Source organism: Streptomyces acidicola (assembly GCF_009377235.1).
Classification (GTDB): Bacteria; Actinomycetota; Actinomycetes; order Streptomycetales; family Streptomycetaceae; genus Streptomyces; species Streptomyces acidicola.
On sequence record NZ_VMNX01000171.1, the window covers coordinates 1 to 20448 of the forward strand.

A 20448-nucleotide genomic window follows, 5' to 3' on the forward strand; every position below is an offset into this window, starting at 1 on the left:
GTGGTGCCGCCTTCTGCCTGCGGTCGGCACTGCGGCCGTTACGCCACTTCCTGCCGGTCCGTTCGTCGACACCGACGAGCCGGCAGGCTTCCTTGTTGCTGTAGCCCTGCTGCACGAGCCGGGAGTACGCCGCCCGCTCCCGACTCAGCTTCACGGGCCCCTGAGCTGTCCGAATCCTGCGAATCTCGAAGTCCATGCCACCCCTTGAACTGGGGTGTTGCAACGACTCCTAGAACCCAAGGTCATACGACCGGGCCCGGCCCTTTCGTGTGGGAACGACGACCGTTACTTACACCTGGAGTGTCGCGTTATGAGCCCTTACGTCTGATCAATCAAGATATGCGCGAAATCATTCGAGAGGGCGAGAGGGTTCCAGGATGAGCAGCGCATCGGTGTCGCCGGACGAATTCGCGGTCGTACGGCGCGGCTACCGTCCCGACCAGGTCGACGCGTACACGGCTGCCCTCTCGCAGGACCGTGACGCGGCGTGGGAGCGGGCCGCGCGGTTGACCGTGCTGGCCAAGGAGATGGAGGCGGAGGCGGAGCGGCTGCGGGAGGCCGTGGCGCGACTGGCTCCGCAGACGTACGAGGCGCTCGGTGAGGGGGCCCGGCAGTTGTTCGAGCTGGGCGCGCAGGAGGCGGAGGCGGTGCGTGAGGGTGGCCGTCAGGACGCCCTCACGATCACCGATGAGGCGGAGGCGGAGGGGCGCGGGGCGCTGCAGGCCGCGCAGGCGTACGCCGACGAGGTGCGCGACGAGGCCGAGGAGCGGGTCCGGCAGCGGCTGCTCGCGGCGCGCGCCGAGGCGGACGACCTGCGGATCGAGGCACGGGTGGAGGTGAAGGAGCGCCGGGGTGAGGCGCTGGCCGCGCTGCGGGAGGTACGGCAGCGGACCGATGGCGTGCTCGCCGAGCGCGAGAGGGAGTACGCCGACCGGTGCGTGGAGATGGACCGCGAGTTGGCCGAACGCGAGGCCGTCCTCGACGCGCGGCACGGCGAACGGGTGGTCCGCGCCGAGGCCGTCCTCTCCGAGGCGACGCGCACCATCGCCGAGGCCGAGGAGTCCGACGCCCGCATGCAGGCGGACGCCGAGGCCCGTGCCGCCGAACTGATCGCCGAGGCCCGCGTCCAGGAGGACCGCATCATCCGCGACACGGAACGTGTGCTGCGCGAACACGCCGAGCAATGGGACACGGTGCAGGCCCACATGGACCACGTACGCAACAGCCTGGCGGCGCTCACGGGGCGGGCGCCGACGGAGTAGGAGCAGCGGGGCGGCCCGTTGATCAGTTCGTGTGACCCCCGTGAACTGAGTGTGTGCATAGCGTGATGAGAGCCTCACGAAACCCACTTGGTCAACAGGGCCCCAATGGTTAGCCTCTCCTCGACCAAGAAGTAACAAAAAAATAAGAATGCAGGGGGGAAGGTGCGACCAAGCAGTCGCTCAAGAGCCGTGCGCGGGGCAGTGGCCGTTGCCTCGGCCGTGTTGGCGTTGGCGGGTGGCTTACAGGCCGTCCCGGTCCAGGCGGCCGACGCAGACGCGGGGGGTTCCGGTGCGTCAGCCGATGAGGAGGCGCGCGGCAAGGCTTACTGGGAGGACGACGGGCTGCCGACCGTCACAGCCGAGGAGAAAGCCTCGAAGAAGGCGGTCGAGTCCGGGAAGTACGTCGAAGTGGACGGTTTGACCTCGGCGACCAGCCGGGTGGTCGCCAATCCGGACGGGACCTTCACGGCCGAGACGACGACGTCACCCGAGCGGGTCCTCAAGGGCGGCGAGTGGACCGCCGTCGACACGACGCTCGTCGCGCAGCCGGACGGCAGCCTCGCGCCCCGCGCGGCCGAGGACATCCGGTTCTCGGGCGGTGGTGACAGCGACGTACCGCTGGCCCGGATGGTGACCGGGGGCAGGGAGTACGCGGTGTCCTCGCCGTGGACGCTGCCGAAGCCGGAGATCGACGGCTCGTCGGCTGTGTACCGGTCCGTACTGCCCGATGTGGACCTCGCTGTGCAGGCGCACCCTGACGGGTTCACATACCACTTGGTGGTCCACACGCGTGAGGCCGCCGCCAACCCCGCTTTACGGAAGGTGAGTTTCCCCGTCGAGGCCCGGGGGCTGTCCGTGCGCGCCGACGACTCGGGCGCCGCCACGTTCGTCGACGGCTCGGGGTACGCCGTGATCTCCAGTGGCTCGGCACTGATGTGGGACGCGGGCACTGGCACGAACACGACGAAGGCCGTGGGCGCGGCGACGACGGCCATGAGGTCTGCGTCCTCCGCCGACGCCGTGGCCGACACCCTCAGCGCCGGTTCCCGATCCCGTACGGCTGTCATGAGCACGACTGTCACGGACGACGCTCTCTCCATCGTCCCGGACCAGGACTTCCTTGCCAGCAGCGCCACTGCGTACCCCGTCGTCCTCGACCCACCCGCGGTGAAGGCGACCCTGACGGGCTGGACGACCCTGTGGTCCAACTCGCCCGGTACCAGTTTCTGGAAGACCAAGCACGCACTCGGCGTGGGCTACGACGCGTACGTGGACAACAAGAAGGCGCGCTCGCTCTTCCAGTTCGACACGCGCAGGGTGGCCGGCAAGAAGATCCTGAACGCGACATTCACCGCGTACGAGATCTGGTCGGCGAACTGCGACAAGAAGAACATCGACCTGTACCGCACGAGCCAGATCTCCTCGTCGACGACGTGGAGCACCAAGCCGCCGAAGTGGCATGCGAAGGTGGACACCGTCTCGGCCGCCAAGGGCCACTCCTCCTCGTGCCCGGACGGCGATGTCGAGTTCGACGCCACCGCGGCCGTCGCGTACACCGCGAAGGCGAAGGACACGCTCACCACACTCGGCCTGCGCGCCAGTGAGTCCGACCCGATCGCGTGGAAGCAGTTCATGTCCCCGCTCGACCCGGACGCCACCTCCTCGCGCAAGCCCCGGCTGTCGATCACCTACGTGACCCCGCCGAACAGCAAGCCGTCGTCGGTGAAGATGTCCGACCCCAAGGTGTCCTGCTCGGCCTCCTCCTCGCCGGCGCTGATCCGCGACACCACACCGAGGCTGACGGCGACGCCGACGTCGAGCGACGGCTCCAACGCCTCGCTGCGCCCCAACTTCGAGCTGTACAAGGGCAGCAGTACCACCCCGACCTCACTGAAGCCGTCCACGTGGACGGACAGCGGTACGGCCGGAACGGCGGTCACATCGACCCTGGACCAGAACGTCACCTACAAATTCCGCGCCCGCACCGAGTACCGGTACACGTGGAAAGGCGACACCCACTCGCTGTTCGGCCCCTGGTCGGGCTACTGCTACTTCAAGGCCGACTCCAACGGCCCGCCCGTACCGAAGGTGTCCTCGACGGTGTACAAGGAGTGCGCGGGCACGACCTGCGACACCGCCGACCCGGCGCTGGGCAGTGTCGGCATGACCGCAGGCTTCAAGGTCGAGGCAGGCGCCAGTGACGTACGCCGCTACGACTGGTGGCTCAACGGAGCCAAGCTCGGCAGCAAGACCTTCACGGCCAACACCCCGACCTACGAGATCGAGGCGGCCCCCGACAAGCGGCTGACCAACACCCTGCGGGTGCAGACCTTCGACGGGGCGGGCAATCCCAGCGCCCACTACGACTACCTGTTCAAGGTGGCCAAGGGCTCCGATCCGGTGGCGCGCTGGGCGCTCGACGACGGCAACGGGACCACCGCCGCGGACAGTTCAGGCACGGACCGGCCGCTGAAACTGACCTCGTCGTCCTGGACGGACAAGGCCCGGCTGGGCGGTGGCCTGCGCGGTAACGGCAGCAATGTCTCCGGGACGACGGCCGCTGCGGTCCTGGACACCACGAACAGCTTCACCGTCTCCGCCTGGGCACGGCTGACCGCCAAGGACCATGTTTCCACCGTGGTCACCCAGAGCGGCACGCGGGCGGGCGGCTTCCAGATCTACTACTCGCAGTCGTACGACCGTTGGGTCTTCAACCGCTACGCGGCCGACACCGACGACCCGACGATCATCCGTGCATTGTCCAAGAAGCCGCCGGTCGTGGGCGCGTGGACCCATCTGATGGGCGTGTACGACAACAACAAGAAGCAGATCCGCCTCTACGTCAACGGACAGCTCCAGGCGGCGACGGAGTTCACGACGCCCTGGTCGGCGAAGGGGGCCTTCGAGGTCGGCCGGATGAAGGCGGCCGGCGCCTACACGGACTATTTCGAGGGCGTCCTCGACCAGGTCCAGGTATGGAATCGCGTGGTGTTCGAGAACGAGCTGGAGCCGATCGCGAACGCCGAGAACCCGACGACCGGACGGACCGAGGCCACGTTGCTCGCCAACTGGGCGTTCGACGAGACCTCCGGCACCACCGCGGCGGACGCGACCGGCCGGGGCAACGCACTCCAGCTCCAGACGGGCGCGGCTTTCGCCCCGACGGACGACCCGGCACACGGCAACGTGCTGGAACTCGACGCCGAGCGACTGGGCCGGGCCACCTCGCCCGTGGCGCTGGACGAGTCCGGCAGCTACACCCTGGCCGGCTGGGTGAACCTGGCTGCCCAGTCGAAGCTGGAGGACACGACCACGGCGCACTCGCCGACCGTCTTCGCACACCCAGGCGCCGAGCGGAACTCCTTCCGTCTCTGGTACCGCCAGGAGGCCGGCGACTCCATCGGCGACTGGAACTTCGGCCGGTACGAGACGGACGTCCTGGGCGGACCCGCCGCCACGGTCGTATCGGACGAGGTCAACGCCCCCGGCGGCTGGGTGCACGTGACCGCTGTCTTCGACTCGGTGAACAAGTCCGTCAAGCTCTATGTCTCGGGACAGAGGCAGGGCGACGAGGACGGCGTTCTCAGTGAGGACACCTTCCAGCCCACCGGTCCTCTGATGGTCGGCGGCGCGCGTCGTCACGACAACGGGGAGTGGGGCAACGCCCTGCCCGGCCAGCTCGACGACCTGCGGGTGTACGCGGGTGTGCTCTCCGAGGAGGAGATCACCCGGCTCGCCACCGTGGACGAGCCGCCGGTTCCAGTCGAGTAACCCGATCGAGTAACCCGCTCACTTCTCTTCCTCAGCGGCGTGCCGGGCCACGAGCCCGGCACGCCCCCACATCTCAGAATCCGGGAGAACCCCCCCAGTGTTGTCCAGGAACAGCTCACTGCTGCCCAGAAGATGGGCATGGAGCAGAGCGAGCCGCCGGCGTCTCGCCACCATCGTTCTGCCCGTGTCGTCGGCCGTCGTCGCCGGTCTGCTGAGCGCCGCACCGGTGCAGGCAGCCGAGCGGGACCGCGAGCACACGGCCCTGCAGAAGACCAGGTACGGCAAGGCCGAGCCCTTCGACCCCAAGCTCACCAAGGTCCACGACCCGACGGTCGCCGCGACGAGGGAGACGCTCGCAAAGGCCCGGGCCAAGGTGGAGTGGCCCAGCGCGTCGGCGTTGACGGTCGAACTCCCGCAGGGCACAAGGAAGGCGGTGAAGGCCTCCGGCGTGCCCATCACGCTGGCACAGCCGCGCGCGAAATCTGCCGAGGCTCCCGAGGAAGCCCAGGTCCGCGTCCTCGACCGCAAGGCCACCGGCCGTCTGGGCATCGACGGCCTGGTGTTCACGGTCGCGCGCGCCGACGGCGACACCGCAGCCGCGAGCCTCGGAACCACCGTCGATTACAGCTCCTTCGCCGACGCCTACAGCGGCAACTGGTCCTCGCGCCTGAGGCTCATACGCCTGCCCGAGTGCGCGCTGACCACGCCCGAGAAGGCGGAGTGCCGCAGGACCACGCCAGTGGCCTCGGAGAACGACGCCGAGAAGGAGACGGTGACCGCGCAGGTCAGCGTCCGAAGTGCACCGATGGTGCTGGCCCTGTCCGCCGCGGCCTCCTCCGACCAGGGCACCTACGAGGCCACTCCACTGGCGGCCTCCTCCACCTGGCAGGCAGGAGGCTCGAACGGTGACTTCACCTGGAACTATCCGCTGGAGACCCCGCCCGCCCCGGCGGGTCCGTCCCCGAACCTGTCCATCGGCTACTCCGCGCAGAGCGTGGACGGCCGCACCTCGTCGACCAGCGCGCAGCCGTCGTGGATCGGCGAGGGTTTCGACCTCCCCGTGTCGTACATCGAGCGGGCGTACGGCAGTTGTGAGGACGACGGCCAGGACAAGAAGTACGACCTGTGCTGGAAGGAGGACAACGCCTCCCTCGTCCTCAACGGCAAGTCGACGCCCCTGGTGAAGGGCTCCGACGGCGAGTGGCGCCCCAAGAGCGACGACGGAGAGCGCGTCGTCCGGGGGACCGGTGCCGTCAACGGCGACGACGGTGACACCGGCGAGAACGGCGACAAGGGCGAGTTCTGGACGGTCACAGGGACCGACGGCACCCAGTACATCTTCGGCAAGAACCGCCTCCCGGGCTGGAGTTCAGGCGAGCCGGTCACCAACTCGGTGTGGACGGTCCCGGTCTTCGGCGACGACTCGGGCGAGCCCGGATACTCCTCCGGCGACTCCTTCTCCGGCCGCGCCAAGACGCAGGCCTGGCGATGGAACCTCGACTACGTCGTGGACCCGCACGGCAACGTCATGACGTACTGGTACACCAAGGAGACCAACCACTACGCCAAGAACGGCACGACCGGCAACGGCACCGCGTACACGCGCGGCGGCTGGCTCAAGCGCATCGACTACGGTCAGCGCACGGACACGATCTTCTCCACGACCCAGCCGGCCGCGGCCCGGGTGACGTTCACGGTCGCCGAGCGCTGCCTGCCGGTCTCCGGCGGAGAGACGTGCGGCTCGCTGACCTCGTCCAACCGCAACGCCTGGCCAGACGTCCCGTTCGACCAGATCTGCAAGGCCGACACGTCCTGCACCGACCAGCCCAGCCCGTCCTTCTTCACCCGCAAGCGCCTGACGGACGTCACGACGCAGGTGTACAAGGGCTCCGGCACCGGCGCGGACAGTGACTACCGCAGTGTCAACACCTGGCAACTGGACCAGTCGTTCCCCGACCCGGGCGACGGCTCGGACGCGGGCCTGTGGCTGAAGTCGATCCAGCGCACGGGCAAGGTGGGCACAGATGCCTCGCTTCCCGCGGTGAAGTTCAGCGGCATCCAGTTGCACAACCGCGTGGACAAGACCGGCGACGACGTGGCCCCCTTCATCAAGTGGCGTGTACGCACGGTCACTTCGGAGACCGGCTCCAAGCTGACGGTGAACTACTCCAAGGAGGACTGCGTCGCGGGATCGGACGTCCCCTCCAAGGCGGACGCGAACACCCGCCGCTGCTACCCGGTGAAGTGGATCCCGCCGTCCAACCCGACTCCGGGTACGGACCCGAAACCCCGCACCGACTGGTTCCACAAGTACGTCGTCACGCAGGTCACCGAGTCCGACCCGTTCGGCGACGCCCCGCTCAAGCAGACGGACTACACCTACAGCGAGGACGGCGCGTGGGCGTACGACGACGAGTCACCCATCACGCCCGCCAAGTACCGCACGTGGAACATCTGGCGCGGGTATCAGAAGGTGACCACGACCACCGGTGAGCCCGCAGGCACCCGGTCGAAGACGACAGCGCTCTACTACCGGGGCATGGACGGCGACAAGCAGTCCGACGACTCCACCCGCAAGGAGTCCGTCACCGACTCCACAGGAGTGGCGAAGACCGACTCCGAGCAGTTCGCGGGCCAACTGCGCGAGCAGATCACCTACAACGGCGTGAACGGACCCGAGGTGTCGGCGACGGTCAACACCCCTTGGTCACGGACCACCGCCACCGACAAGCATTCCTACGGCACCGTCAACGCGTACATGGTCCGCACCGGCTCCTCGGTGACCCGCACGGCGGTGTCGGGCGGCACCGCGCTGACGGCGACCAAGAGGACGACGTACGACCCGACCAGCGGTCTGCCCGTGAAGGAGGAGACGGAGGCGGCAGGCGACAAGGACTGCACGGTCACCGAGTACGCCACCAACACCTCGGCGTGGATCCTGTCCCTGCCGGGGCGAGTGGAGAAGGTGTCCGCCGGGTGCGACGCGACACCGAAGCGCACGGGTGACCCGAAGACCACGGATGTGATCTCGGACGTGCGCACGTCGTACGACGGCCAGGCGTACGGGAAGGCGCCGACGAAGGGGGACGCGACCCGCGAGGAGCGGGTCACGGACTACAAGGCCGACGGCACCGCAGTGCTCCAGACGGTCACCACCGCCAAGTACGACGCTCTGGGGCGGCTCACGGACAGCTGGGACACCAAGGGCACGCGGACGCTGCACGCGGAGTACACCCCGGCCGCCGGCGGTCCGCTGACGAAGCAGACCGAGACCAACGCCCTCGATCACTCCACGACCACCGAGTTCGCCCCCGACTGGGGCGTGCGCACCGCCACGACCGACCCCAACGGCAACCGCACGGAGTTGGCGTACGACGGTCTCGGCCGCCTCACCGACGTGTGGCTCGCCGACCGCGACCGGGCCGCCGGGCAGGCTTCCACGCACAAGTTCGAGTACAAGGTGCAGGACACGGCCGCGTCGTGGGTCGCCACCAAGTCGCTGAACAACGACGGCACGTCGTACCGGACCGAGTACGCCATCTACGACTCGCTCCTGCGCCTGCGCCAGACCCAGGCTCCCGCCGCGACCGGCACGGGCCGCATCGTCACCGAGACCAAGTACGACACGCGTGGACTCGAGGTCTCGACCTCGGCCGACTACGTCGACACCACCGCACCCTCGGGCAGGCTCGCCGATCTGCTGACCGCGCCTCCCGCGGGCTCGGAGACGGTGTACGACGGAGCCGGGCGTCCGACGACCGAGAAGGTCCTCACCAACGGCAAGGAGTTCTCCCGCACCACGCACACCTACAACGGTGACTCCACCCTCGTGGAACCGCCCGCCGGTGCACCGGCCGTGCGGGAGAAGGCGGACGCGCGCGGGCGGCTCGTCGAGAAGCTGGAGTACGACGGAAACAAGGCGGGCACCGACTTCACCCGCCTCACCTACGGCTACGACCACGCCGACCGGCTCGACGAGGTCAAGGACAACGACGGCAACACCTGGTCGTACGGCTACGACTTCCTGGGCCGTCGCACCAGCGTCAGCGACCCCGACGCCGGCGCCAGTTCCTCCGATTACAACGAACTCGACCAGGTCGTGGCGGCAACGGACGCCCGTAAGAAGACGATCGGCTTCACCTACGACCTGCTCGGCCGGACGACGGGCAAGCTCGACGGCAGGGTGCCCGTGGTGAACGGCGCTCCGGCTCCCGAGGACTCCAAGTACCTCGCCCGCTGGACGTACGACTCGATCGCCAAGGGACGGCTGACCTCCGCCATCCGCTACGTGGGCGGCAAGTCCGGTGACTTGTACGCTCTGACCAACGCCAAGTACGACAAGCTGTACCGGGTCCTGAACGAGCAGTACACGATCAGCAAGACCGAGGGCGCGCTGGCCGGCACCAATGGTGTGTGGACCATCAACAACGCCTACAACGTCGACGGCACCCTGCAGAAGCGGACCATCCCCGCGATGGGCGGCCTCGGCCAGGAGGTCCTGCAGTACGGCTACACCGAGCAGCGGATGCCGGACACCTTGAAGGGCCTGACGGGCATCGTCCAGAACACGGACTACCTGCCCGCCGGTGAACAGATCCGCACCACGCTGGGCGTCTCGTCGTCCGCGGACTGGACGGAGATCAACCGGAGCTACGAGACCGGCACCAAGCGCCTGGCCCGCCAGAGCGTGGTGTCCGAAACCCACACGGGCACGGACTCGGACGTCTACTACCGCTACGACCTCGCCGGGAACCCGGTCGAGATCGAGGACAAGGCCACCAGCCCCACCGACCGGCAGTGCTTCACCTATGACGGCCACCGCCGTCTGAAGGCCGCCTGGACCGCCACGGCCGACTGCGCCACCGCGCCCGCCAAGGCGAACGTGGGCGGACCGGGCAAGTACTGGCAGTCGTTCACCTACGACAGCGCGGGCAACCGCAAAACGGCGACCGACCACCTGACCGGCGCCGCCACCGCTTACACCTACAAGACGGCCGACCAGCCCCGCCCGCACGCCCTGGCCTCCACCGAGACCAAGAAGGCGGACGGGTCTGCCGCGGGCCGCACCAGCTACACGTACGACGCCTCGGGCAACACCGACGTCCGTACGATCGGCGGCAAGGCGCAGGACCTCGACTTCAACGCCGAGGGCAGCCTGGAGAAGGTCACCGAGGCCGACAGGACGACCACGCAGTACCTGAACGACGCCGACGGCAACCGGCTCATCCGCAGGGACGCCACCGGCACCACCCTCTACCTGGGCGAGACCGAGCTGCGCCTCGGCAAGGCCAGCGGCAAGGTCGAGGCCACCCGGTACTACACCCACGGCGGCCAGTCCGTCGCGATGCGCACGACCGCCGGACTGACCTGGATCGCCAGTGACCACAACGGCACGGCGAGCGTGCAGGTCGACGCCGCCACCCAGGCGGTCACCCGGCGCCAGATGACCCCGTTCGGTGAGGACCGCGGCCAGGCCGCCACCGCGTGGGTCGGCGAACGGGGCTTCGTCGGCGGCACCGAGGACCCGACCGGCCTCACCCACCTCGGAGCACGCGAGTACGACGCGTCGACCGGCCGCTTCGTCAGCGTCGACCCGGTGGCCGACGTCAAGGACCCGCAGCAGATCAACGGCTACGCCTACAGCAACAACAACCCGGTCACCTTCGCCGACCCCGACGGCAGGTTCTTCGACTCCCTCATCGGCCTGATCGTGGCCGTGGCTGTGGTTGTTGTCGCGGTGGTCAACTACCTGAGCACCAGGTCGTCGGGTTCGTACGGCTCCGGCGGTATGAGCAGCCTGGGTACCGGCAACTACGTTCCCAGGGCCGGCAGCGGCGACTGCCCGATCTTCTACACGCAGCGCGGGATATGCAACCAATGGTCGCCCGAGCCCGCCGACCCGCGCGCCGAGGGGTCCTTCAAGGACTTCCTGGCCGGTGTGGGACACAACCTCGTCGCCGGCGCCGAGGCGATGGCGGAGTTCAGCCCAGGCTGCTGGTTCGAGGACTGCAGCGGCGGGACCGACCTCTACGACAACTTCGTCGAGAAGCACGGGGCCGACACCGGCTCCAAGATGTTCGACTCGGGCGACGATGCGGCCGAAGTGGCCGGCCTGGCCACCGGCGTGGGCGGACTCTTCAAGGCGCTGGCGAAGAAGCTGGTGAAGAACAGCGGGAAGAAGGCGGCCAAGGAGGTCGAGGCACCGAAGCCCGGCTGCACGAAGTGCTTCCTGGCAGGCACGGACGTCCAGATGGCCGACGGTTCGACCAAGGACATCGAGGACGTCGAGGTCGGCGACGAGGTGCTCGCCACCGACCCGGAGACCGGCGAGACCGGCCCCCGCAAGGTCACGCACCTGATCATCACCGAGGACGACAAGCGCTTCAACGAGCTGTCGATCGCGACCGACGACGGCATCGAGCAACTGACGGCGACCTACGAGCACCCCTTCTGGTCCCCGTCCGAACAGATCTGGATCGAGGCGGGCGACCTCACGGCGGGCATGGCGCTGCTCACCGATGAGGGCGACACGGTCGTCGTCACCGGCAACCGCGCGTACACCGATCACGCGCGTACGTACAACCTCACGGTTGATGACCTGCATACGTACTATGTGCTGGCCGGAACCACGCCAGTGTTGGTCCACAACTCGACACCGTGCCAGCCGGCTGTCGGGCCGGGTGCGGACCTGATGAATCTCACGGGATCCGAGCGCAAGCGGATCCAGAACGCCGCGGACCGAATCGGCATGCCGATCTCGGTCGTCGGGAGCAGGGCAGCCGGAAGGGCCGGCCCCGAGTCGGACTGGGACTACGTGATCACTGGAATCAACAGCCGCAGGAAGCACTCGGTGTCCAGCTCGCTGCCCAAGGCAGACATCACCTTGGGTGTCGGAAGACAGCAGGACATCTTCACCGGCCCTCTCGACGAATCTAGGCCCTTCATCACCTTCTATCCAAAGGAGGCTGCCCAATGAGCGAGTCAAGGAGTTCAGCCGCTGTGCTGGCTGTATCCGGGAACTACTCAGTGATTCAGCTGGAAGGCCGTCGGTACCCTGCGGCCGCGCTGCAGGGTGATTCCCTGAAGTCCCTTCACGAAGTCGTGGAGGAGCTCTCGGAGAATCTCCGTTCAGGAGACCTCGACGATGCCAAGTTCGCACTGGAGGAGATCCAGACGGTCGTTTCGTCCCTGAAGGGGGTCTACGAAGAGGCCTTGGCCGGGGCGGGCATCACCCTGCCCTACGTCGACTGAGCGGTGGTAACCGCTCGGTGAGCAGATGCCCCGACGGGGTCTTCCGGCGGGGCATCTGCGTCGCGGCCGACGGCCGCTGAGGATTTTCGCATTCTGGCGGCTTCGGTTTGGCAAAGGGAGAAAGTGGTCAGAGGCTGTGTTTGATCTGGTTGAGGCGAACCAGGTGAGGAGGACCTGATGGGCGTCGATGTGGCCCTGATGAGGGTGGACCAGCTGGGCACCAGCCCGAAGCGGCGCCGAGTGAGTCTGATCGACGCGGTCGTGGACGGCGCAGACAGGTTCGCCCGCCTCTGCACGGACAGCGGCCTGCCGATGCTGAACACGGTCGATCCCTACGGGTCGCTGATTCTGACGCGGGCGGACATGGAGCAGTTCATCGCCGAGGTCGAGGTGGTCCGGGCGCGAGTCGACGACTCGTCCGGCCGGACTCTTCTGGAAGATGTTCTTCGTCTCGCGAGGATTTGCTCGACCGAACCCTCGACAGAGCTGCATATCGATGGCGACTGACCATATGTCGGCTCCGTCGATTTCCCTGGTCAGAAGTGTCAGAGTTCGGCGGTTCCCTCGTTTCAGCCGGATTACTCGGCGCGTGTGTAACGCGTTCTTCGGAGGCGTTTCTTCAAGGTGGAGTTCAATGTGTGAAGTCGATGAGGTCGTCATGCCACGGCAGGTACGCGCAGCCCAACTGCTGCTGTTCGGCCTGGCATGCAGCGGGCTGCTGGTCATCCTTGCCCTGCAGGACGGCCTGACGTCCTTCGGCCTGGGTGACCTGATGGTGCCGTGGATCGTGGTCTGGGTGTGCGCGCTGCTCGCCCTGAGGTACGGGGGTGGCGCGCGCAACGGGGTTCGGCTCACGACCATCGTGGTGCTGGTGTTCGTCCTCTTCGGGGCGTTCAACGACGCGTTCGGCGCGGCGGCGCCCGGAGAGTTCGTGGACGCCGCGCTGCGCATCGTGGCCGGGGTGCCCGTCGTCGTCCTGCTGTTCCTGCCGGAGGCTACGGCCTGGTTCGACCGAGAGAAGTGACGAACGCCTGCCAGGCCGGTGCCGGGAAGACGAGGGCCGGCCCGGTGGGGTTCTTGCTGTCTCGGACGGGGATGTGGGTGGGGAGGGCGGCGTCGGTGACTTCGAGGCAGGAGCCGCCGCTGCCGCCGCTGTAGCTGGACTTACGCCAGGTCGCGTACGTTGCGGGGTCTGTGACCTCCACACAGTTGTCGCTGCTGCCGCCGCTGTAACTCGACTTGCGCCAGGCGGACAGCACCGAGGCATCAGGGATGGTCGGCTCGCTGCGCTTCATGTTCGTAATCCTCCGCGACGGACCTGAGCAAGTCCAGGGACTCACGGTGCGACAAGGCGTCGCCCAGCGCCTGATCGTAGAGCTCCTGGCATGCGTGAACCGCAGACGAGAGCTCCAGGATGCGCCCGCTGTTCACGCCTTCCGCGTACGCGATGGGCGGCAGGTCCTCGAACCACATCAGGGAAAGGAAGCCCGCTTGGAGGGCATGGGCGCCTACGGAGTAGGGGAGTACGTGTGCGCGGATGCGGCGGTTCGCGGCCAACTCCGAGATGTGCCGCAGTTGCTCGCACATCACGGCTGGACTGCCGACAACGCGCCGTAGCACGGCTTCGTCGAGGAGGAAGCGGAGTTCCGGGGCGTGGAAGTTGTCGAGGATTCGGGCCCGTTCGAGCCGTGTGGCCACCAGCTTGTCGCGTTCCTCGTCGCTCTTGCGCGGATAGCCGGAGCCGAACACTTCGTATGCGTACCCCTTGGTCTGCAGGAGGCCCGGCACCAAGGCGGGCGCGTACTCCTTGATGACCTTCGCTTTGCCCTCGAACTCCAGCGCCTCCTTGAAGTGTTCCGCCACCTTCTTGCCGTCCAGCGTCGGCAGAAACCGCTCGAAGAACCCACCCGCCCCCAACACCTGATCCAGCCGCCGCGCGTCCTCCGGATCCGGCCTGCGTCGCCCCGCCTCGATGTGAGCGATGTGCGTGCGCGACATCACGGCACGCTGGCTCAGCTCCTCCTGCGTGAGCCCCGCCGCCTCCCGACGCCGCTTCAGCTCCTGGCCGTACTGCTCCCGAGTTCGCGGATTGTCCTCGATCGCCACGTACGCAACTCCCCTCCGTGCGGACCCCGTTGTCACGCTCAGCTACCTTCCGAGCGTATCCATGGTGACGTCACTCTGTGAGTGCAACAGCACAGAAAGTGAAGGTCGTGGTCGTGGAGCAGCAGGAACAAGGCATCGTCGGGGCGCACATCACACTGCGGGTCTCCCGCGACGGCGGGCGTACCTGGGGACCGAGAGTGACCTATCTGCCGTCGCGCAAGGACGCGCCGATCGAGTCGGCCGGGCGCTTCCCGCCCTGCGAATGCCCCAGGTGCGGCGGGGAGGACGGGAAGGGCAGGAAGGGGAGGAAGGCAGACAGGCCCGTCTAGCCGTCCGAGTCCGAGCCCTGTTTCCGTCCCGTACGCCCCGAGCGGCGCACCATCTCACCCGCCGCCAGGGTCGCGGTGGCCACCGCGCGCACCCAGCGGGGGCCACCACGCGCCGCCCACACGACGCAGACGCAGCCCGCGAGGGCGAGCAGGACGACGCAGGACAGGAGTACGAGCATGGTCATGCCTCTTGTTCTGTTGTGGCTCGCCTGTTGTGGTCCGCGTCATCCTCTCAGTCCTTGAGTACGGGGAAACGGCGGGGTGCCAGCAGGAGCAGGGCCAGGAATGCCAGCGCCGCCGCCCCCGCCGCACCCAGGTAGACCGCGTGGACCGCGTCCGCCACCGCTCGCCGTACGTGCTCCGAGGCGGCGCCCGAGTCGAGGGCGCGGGTCACCGCGTCGAGGTCGCCGGTGCCGCCGAGGCGGGATGCCAGCACTCCGTTGGCGACGGCGCCGAAGGCCGCCGCGCCCAGTGTCTGGCCCGTCTGGCGGCAGAAGAGGATCGAGGCCGTGGCGGTGCCGCGTTCCGCCCAGCCGACCGTGGACTGGACGCCCACGAGGAGGGGGAGCTGGAAGAGGCCGAGCGCGGCGCCGAGCAGGAGCATGAGCAGGGTCGGCTGCCAGGGTTCGCCCGGGTACGGCAGCAGCGGGAAGGCGGCCAGGATCAGCGTCGCCGTGCCGATGCCCAGCATCGCCGTGTTGCGGAAGCCGATCCTGCGGTACACGTGCTGGCTCAGCGCCGCCGATACCGGCCAGCTCAGTGTCCAGACGGACAGGACGAAGCCGGCGGCTATCGGGGCCAGCCCCAGCACCGACTGTGCGTAGGTCGGGAGGAAGACGGTCGGGGCCACCATCACGAACCCCAGTGCGCCCAGGGCGAGGTTCACCGCCGCGATCGTACGGCGTCTCCACACCCAGCCGGGGAGGATCGGCTCCGCGGCCCGGCGTTCGATGACCACCAGGGCCACGACCAGGGCAAGTCCCGTACCCAGCAGGGTGAGGGAGGGCCAGGACAGCCACGGCCACGCCACCCCTCCCTGCACCACCGCCAGCAGCAGAGCGCCCCCGCAGATGAACACCGTCAGGGCGCCCGCCCAGTCGGTACGGGGGCGGGGGCCGCCCTTCTGCCGCTGCGACTCGTGAAGGTGGCGGGCCAGGAGCCAGAGCGCCACCGCGCCGAGCGGCAGGTTGATGAGGAAGATCCACCGCCAGTCGGCGTAGGCCGCGAGGACCCCGCCGAGGGCCGGGCCCGCGACGGCCGAGATCGCCCACACCGTGGAGATCCTGGCCGAGATCTTCGGGCGCTCCTCCAGCGGATAGAGGTCGGCGGCGAGCGTCTGCACCGTGCCCTGGAGGGCGCCGCCGCCCAGGCCCTGCACGATGCGGAACGCGATGAGGGCCGCCATGTTCCAGGCGAGGGCGCAGAGCAGGGAGCCGAGGAGGAAGACGGCGGTTCCGGCGATCAGTACCGGTTTGCGGCCGAAGGTGTCGGAGAGCTTGCCGTAGACGGGGAGCGTGACCGTGACCGCCAGCAGGTAGCCCGAGAAGAGCCAGGAGAAGACGGAGAAGCCGCCGAGGTCGCCGACGATCTGGGGGACGGCGGTCGACACGATCGTGGTGTCCAGTGCGGCCAGGGCCATGACCAGCATGAGCGCGGCGACGACGGCTCCGCGTCGGTCGGTTCCGGTGTGCTGTGCGGTGTCGGGTATCGCGGGTTTCGTCTCGCCCACCGGAGTCCTTTCCCTATGCATCTATCGGCCGGTCACAGCTTGCCACTTGAGCCTCACGTAGCGGGAGGGTGGAAGCTGGGGGGACCGGTGAGTGGACCGGTGGCCGGACCGGTGGGCGGATTAGTGGATGGGCCGGTCGGCGGACCGAACCCTGAGATGCGCTCCACCCATCGGGGGAGATCCCTTAGGGGTACCTCCGTACTACGGCCGGGGGGCGGTTCGTACCGCCGGAGGATGAGACGGGGCAGGGGGCGTCCTTAACCTGGCTTTACGTCGCTGGGGAGCGGTCGGGGCGTACGGGGGTCGTACGGACCGCAGGTTCGGGGGTGGGGTTTTCCTCAGGACGAGACGGGGTCCGGCACCAGCGCGCCGGACCCTCCTCGGGGGCCAGACTCATCGGCGTACCGCACGCCGGACACCGGCCGCCGGCCGCACGCCGAATACCGGTCCCACGCCGGGGCGGGCGAACCATCCATCAGCACGTCGCTTTCATCGGCACGTGGCTTTCAGCAGCACATCAGCACATCAGCATCACTTCGCTCACAGCAGCGCTCGTTTCGATCTGCTGGCAGATATAGGAGACATACCGTGACATCGGCTGTGACCATCACCAGGCACGGGGGTACTGGAGGGACTACGGCCGTTGCCGCGCGGGCGCGGCAGGTCGTGAAGGCGTACGGGTCCGGTGAGACCCGTGTCGTCGCCCTCGATCACGTCGACGTGGACATCGCCCGCGGTCAGTTCACCGCGATCATGGGCCCCTCGGGGTCCGGCAAGTCCACGCTGATGCACTGCCTCGCCGGACTGGACACCGTGAGCAGCGGTCAGATCCATCTGGACGAGACCGAGATCACCGGCCTCAAGGACAAGAAGCTCACGAAGCTGCGCCGGGACCGGATCGGGTTCATCTTCCAGGCGTTCAACCTGCTGCCCACGCTGAACGCGCTGGAGAACATCACGCTGCCCATGGACATCGCGGGCCGCAAGCCGGACAAGGCGTGGCTGGGGCGGGTCGTGGACACCGTCGGGCTCGCCGACCGGCTCAAGCACCGGCCCACCCAGCTCTCGGGCGGCCAGCAGCAGCGCGTCGCCGTGGCCCGCGCCCTGGCGGCCCGGCCCGAGATCATCTTCGGTGACGAGCCGACGGGGAACCTGGACTCGCGGGCCGGTGCCGAGGTGCTGGGCTTCCTGCGGCGGTCCGTCGACGAACTCGGGCAGACCATCGTCATGGTCACGCACGACCCGGTGGCCGCCTCGTACGCGGACCGGGTGCTGTACCTCGCCGACGGCCGGATCGTCGACGAGATGTACGAGCCGACCGCCGACACCGTGCTCGACCGCATGAAGGACTTCGACGCCCGGGGGCGCACGTCATGACCGTCATGAAGACCTCCATGCGCAACTTCTTCGCGCACAAGGGACGCATGGCGCTGTCCGCCGTCGCGGTCCTGCTCTCGGTGGCCTTCGTCTGCGGGACGCTGGTGTTCACCGACACGATGAGCACCACCTTCGACAAGCTCTTCGCGGCCACCGCGTCCGACGTCACGGTCAGCGCCAAGGGCGCCTCGGACACCGGTGAGACCCAGTCCGACAACGGCAGGCCGCCGGTCATGCCCGCGTCCGTGCTGGGAGAGGTGCGCAAGGCGGACGGCGTGAAGTCGGCCGAGGGCACGGTGTTCTCGACGTCGGTGACCGTCGTCGACGGCGACAAGGACAGCCTCTCGCCGACGAGCGGGGCCCCGACCATCGTCGGCAACTGGAACGCCAACGACGCCCGCACCATGAAGATCTCCTCCGGGCAGGCACCGCGCGGGCCGGAGCAGATCATGGTCGACGCGGACACCGCCGACAAGCACCACCTGAAGCTCGGCGACGAGATCGGCGTCATCACGGCCGTCGGCACGCACCGGGCGAAGATCTCCGGCATCGCCGAGTTCCAGGTCACCAACCCCGGTGCCGCGATCTTCTACCTGGACACGAAGACCGCCCAGGCGTCCCTGCTCGGCGAGAAAGGCGTCTACACCAACGTCAACGTCACCGCGGCCTCCGGCTTCAGCGACGCCCAGCTGAAGAAGAACGTCAGCGCGGCGCTGGACGGCGGCTACCAGGTGCAGACGGCCAAGGAGGTCGCGGATGCCAACGCCAAGGACGTCGGCGAGTTCATGGGCGTGATGAAGTACGCCATGCTCGGCTTCGCCGGGATCGCCTTCCTCGTCGGCATCTTCCTGATCATCAACACCTTCTCGATGCTGGTCGCTCAGCGGACCCGTGAGATCGGCCTGATGCGGGCCATAGGCTCCTCGCGACGCCAGGTCAACCGGTCCGTGCTCGTCGAGGCGCTGCTGCTCGGTGTCTTCGGTTCGGTCCTCGGTGTCGGCGCGGGCGTGGGACTGGCCATCGGCCTGATGAAGCTCATGAGCGCCACGGGCATGAACCTGTCCACCGACGACCTCACCATCGCCTGGACCACCCCGGTGGTCGGCCTGCTGCTCGGCATCGTGGTCACCGTGCTCGCCGCCTACCTGCCTGCGCGACGGGCGGGCAAGGTCTCCCCGATGGCCGCGCTGCGCGACTCCGGCGCGCCGGCCGACGCCAGGTCCGGGGCCGTACGGGCCGTGCTGGGTCTCGTGCTGACGGGTGCGGGGGGTTACGGCCTGTATCTCGCGTCCCAGGCGGACAAGGCGAGCGAGGGCTCGATGTGGCTGGGCGGCGGTGTGGTGCTGTCGCTGATCGGCTTCGTCGTGATCGGTCCGGTGCTCGCGGGCGCCGTGGTGCGGGTGCTGGGCGCCGTGGTGCTGCGGATCTTCGGCCCGGTCGGGCGGATGGCCGAGCGCAACGCGCTGCGGAACCCGCGCCGTACGGGTGCGACCGGCGCCGCGCTCATGATCGGGCTGGCCCTGGTCGCGTGCCTGTCCGTGGTGGGCTCCTCGATGGTGGCCTCGGCGACGGACCAGCTGGACAAGACGGTCGGTACGGACTTCATCATCCAGTCGGACAGCGGCCAGCTGATCACGCCGCAGGCCGTGAAGGCGGCGAAGTCCGCCAAGGAACTGACCGGGGTCACCGAGTACAAGTGGATTAAGGCCGACTTCACCACGCCCGACGGCAAGACGCTCAAGGACACCGCGATCACGGCCGCCGACCCGACGTACGCGACCGACCTGCGCACCGAGACGGTCGCCGGGAACCTCAAGGACGCCTACACGCCGGACTCGATGTCCGTCCACGAGAAGTTCGCCAAGGACCACGACATCAGGCTCGGCTCCACGATCACGGTCGCGTTCAAGGACGGCCGTGCCCCGGCCAGGCTGACGGTCCGCGCGATCACCAGCAGTGACGTGGTCATCGACGCGGGCGCGATGTACACGTCCATCGACACGATGGCCAAGTACGTCCCGGCCGACAGGATGCCGCTCGACCAGCTGCTCTTCGCCTCGGCGAAGGACGGACAGGAGACGGCCGCGTACACGTCGCTCAAGGCCGCGCTGGACGACTATCCGCAGTACACGGTCCGCGACCAGACCGACTACAAGGAAGCTCTCAAGGGTCAGATCGACCAGCTCCTGAACATGATCTACGGTCTGCTGGCCCTGGCGATCATCGTCGCGGTCCTGGGTGTCGTGAACACGCTGGCCCTGTCGGTGGTGGAGCGGACCCGTGAGATCGGCCTGATGCGTGCGATCGGTCTCTCGCGCCGCCAGCTGCGCCGCATGATCCGCCTGGAGTCGGTGGTGATCGCCCTCTTCGGCGCCCTGCTCGGCCTCGGCCTGGGCATGGGCTGGGGCGCGACGGCCCAGCAGCTCCTCGCCCTGGAGGGCCTGAAGGTCCTGGACATCCCGTGGCCGACGATCACGGCGGTGTTCCTGGGGTCCGCGTTCGTAGGGCTCTTCGCGGCGCTGGTCCCGGCGTTCCGGGCGGGTCGGATGAACGTGCTGAACGCCATTGCTACGGAGTAGCTGCCGACGGCTCCCGTGAACGGGGGCAAAACGGGGGCAAACGG

General features: G+C 68.2%; 13 protein-coding genes. 8 read left to right on the top strand and 5 right to left on the bottom strand.

All coding sequences use genetic code 11. The features are described 5' to 3' along the window. Positions 1-196, bottom strand: a 196-nt coding sequence (locus tag FPZ41_RS32785) for a helix-turn-helix domain-containing protein (RefSeq protein ID WP_228023137.1), incomplete at its 3' end; no start/stop codon positions are given. Positions 197-377: 181 nt separating this feature from the next. Here FPZ41_RS32785 and FPZ41_RS32790 point away from each other — a divergent pair. The 6 genes from FPZ41_RS32790 (at position 378) to FPZ41_RS32815 (ending at position 13308) form a co-directional block, all read left to right on the top strand. Then, positions 378-1262: a coiled-coil domain-containing protein gene (locus tag FPZ41_RS32790; protein WP_152867240.1), complete on the top strand. Its 885-nt coding sequence runs from the start codon at positions 378-380 to the stop codon at positions 1260-1262. A 219-nt stretch (positions 1263-1481) separates the two neighbouring features. Then, positions 1482-5033, top strand: a complete 3552-nt coding sequence (locus tag FPZ41_RS32795; RefSeq protein ID WP_407698852.1) for a LamG-like jellyroll fold domain-containing protein — start codon at positions 1482-1484, stop codon at positions 5031-5033. Between the two features lie 184 nt (positions 5034-5217). Then, complete coding sequence (locus FPZ41_RS32800) at positions 5218-12009, top strand: polymorphic toxin-type HINT domain-containing protein (RefSeq protein WP_322621021.1); 6792 nt, start codon at positions 5218-5220, stop codon at positions 12007-12009. Next, the gene (locus tag FPZ41_RS32805; protein WP_152867241.1) at positions 12006-12284 is read left to right on the top strand and encodes a DUF6959 family protein; all 279 of its coding nucleotides are present in this window, start codon (positions 12006-12008) and stop codon (positions 12282-12284) included. Before FPZ41_RS32800 ends, FPZ41_RS32805 begins: the two co-directional genes overlap by 4 nt. 177 nt (positions 12285-12461) lie before the next feature. Beyond that, complete coding sequence (locus FPZ41_RS32810; protein ID WP_152867242.1) at positions 12462-12791, top strand: hypothetical protein; 330 nt, start codon at positions 12462-12464, stop codon at positions 12789-12791. A 127-nt stretch (positions 12792-12918) separates the two neighbouring features. Further along, entirely contained in the window at positions 12919-13308 is a 390-nt protein-coding gene (locus FPZ41_RS32815; protein ID WP_152867243.1) for a hypothetical protein, read from the top strand. Here FPZ41_RS32815 and FPZ41_RS32820 read toward each other — a convergent pair. The 4 genes from FPZ41_RS32820 to FPZ41_RS32840 form a co-directional block, all read right to left on the bottom strand. Continuing rightward, on the bottom strand, positions 13280-13579 hold the full coding sequence (locus FPZ41_RS32820; RefSeq protein ID WP_152867244.1) for a DUF397 domain-containing protein: 300 nt from the start codon (positions 13577-13579) through the stop codon (positions 13280-13282). The two genes, FPZ41_RS32815 and FPZ41_RS32820, sit on opposite strands and share 29 nt — an antisense overlap. Then, positions 13551-14390, bottom strand: coding sequence for a helix-turn-helix domain-containing protein (locus tag FPZ41_RS32825; RefSeq protein ID WP_322621022.1), 840 nt, complete (start codon positions 14388-14390; stop codon positions 13551-13553). The genes FPZ41_RS32820 and FPZ41_RS32825 overlap by 29 nt, the downstream gene beginning before the upstream one ends. Before the next feature lie 325 nt (positions 14391-14715). Then, the gene (locus FPZ41_RS32835; RefSeq protein ID WP_152867247.1) at positions 14716-14904 is read right to left on the bottom strand and encodes a hypothetical protein; all 189 of its coding nucleotides are present in this window, start codon (positions 14902-14904) and stop codon (positions 14716-14718) included. Between the two features lie 47 nt (positions 14905-14951). Continuing rightward, positions 14952-16469, bottom strand: a complete 1518-nt coding sequence (locus FPZ41_RS32840) for an MFS transporter (RefSeq protein ID WP_152867248.1) — start codon at positions 16467-16469, stop codon at positions 14952-14954. 567 nt (positions 16470-17036) lie between these two features. Here FPZ41_RS32840 and FPZ41_RS32850 point away from each other — a divergent pair. Together FPZ41_RS32850 and FPZ41_RS32855 are read left to right on the top strand one after the other, a co-directional pair. Beyond that, on the top strand, positions 17037-17825 hold the full coding sequence (locus FPZ41_RS32850) for an ABC transporter ATP-binding protein (RefSeq protein ID WP_322621024.1): 789 nt from the start codon (positions 17037-17039) through the stop codon (positions 17823-17825). Then, a complete protein-coding gene (locus FPZ41_RS32855) occupies positions 17822-20404 on the top strand; it encodes an ABC transporter permease (protein WP_152867250.1) in 2583 nt (860 codons plus the stop codon). The genes FPZ41_RS32850 and FPZ41_RS32855 overlap by 4 nt, the downstream gene beginning before the upstream one ends. Positions 20405-20448 lie beyond the last annotated feature (44 nt).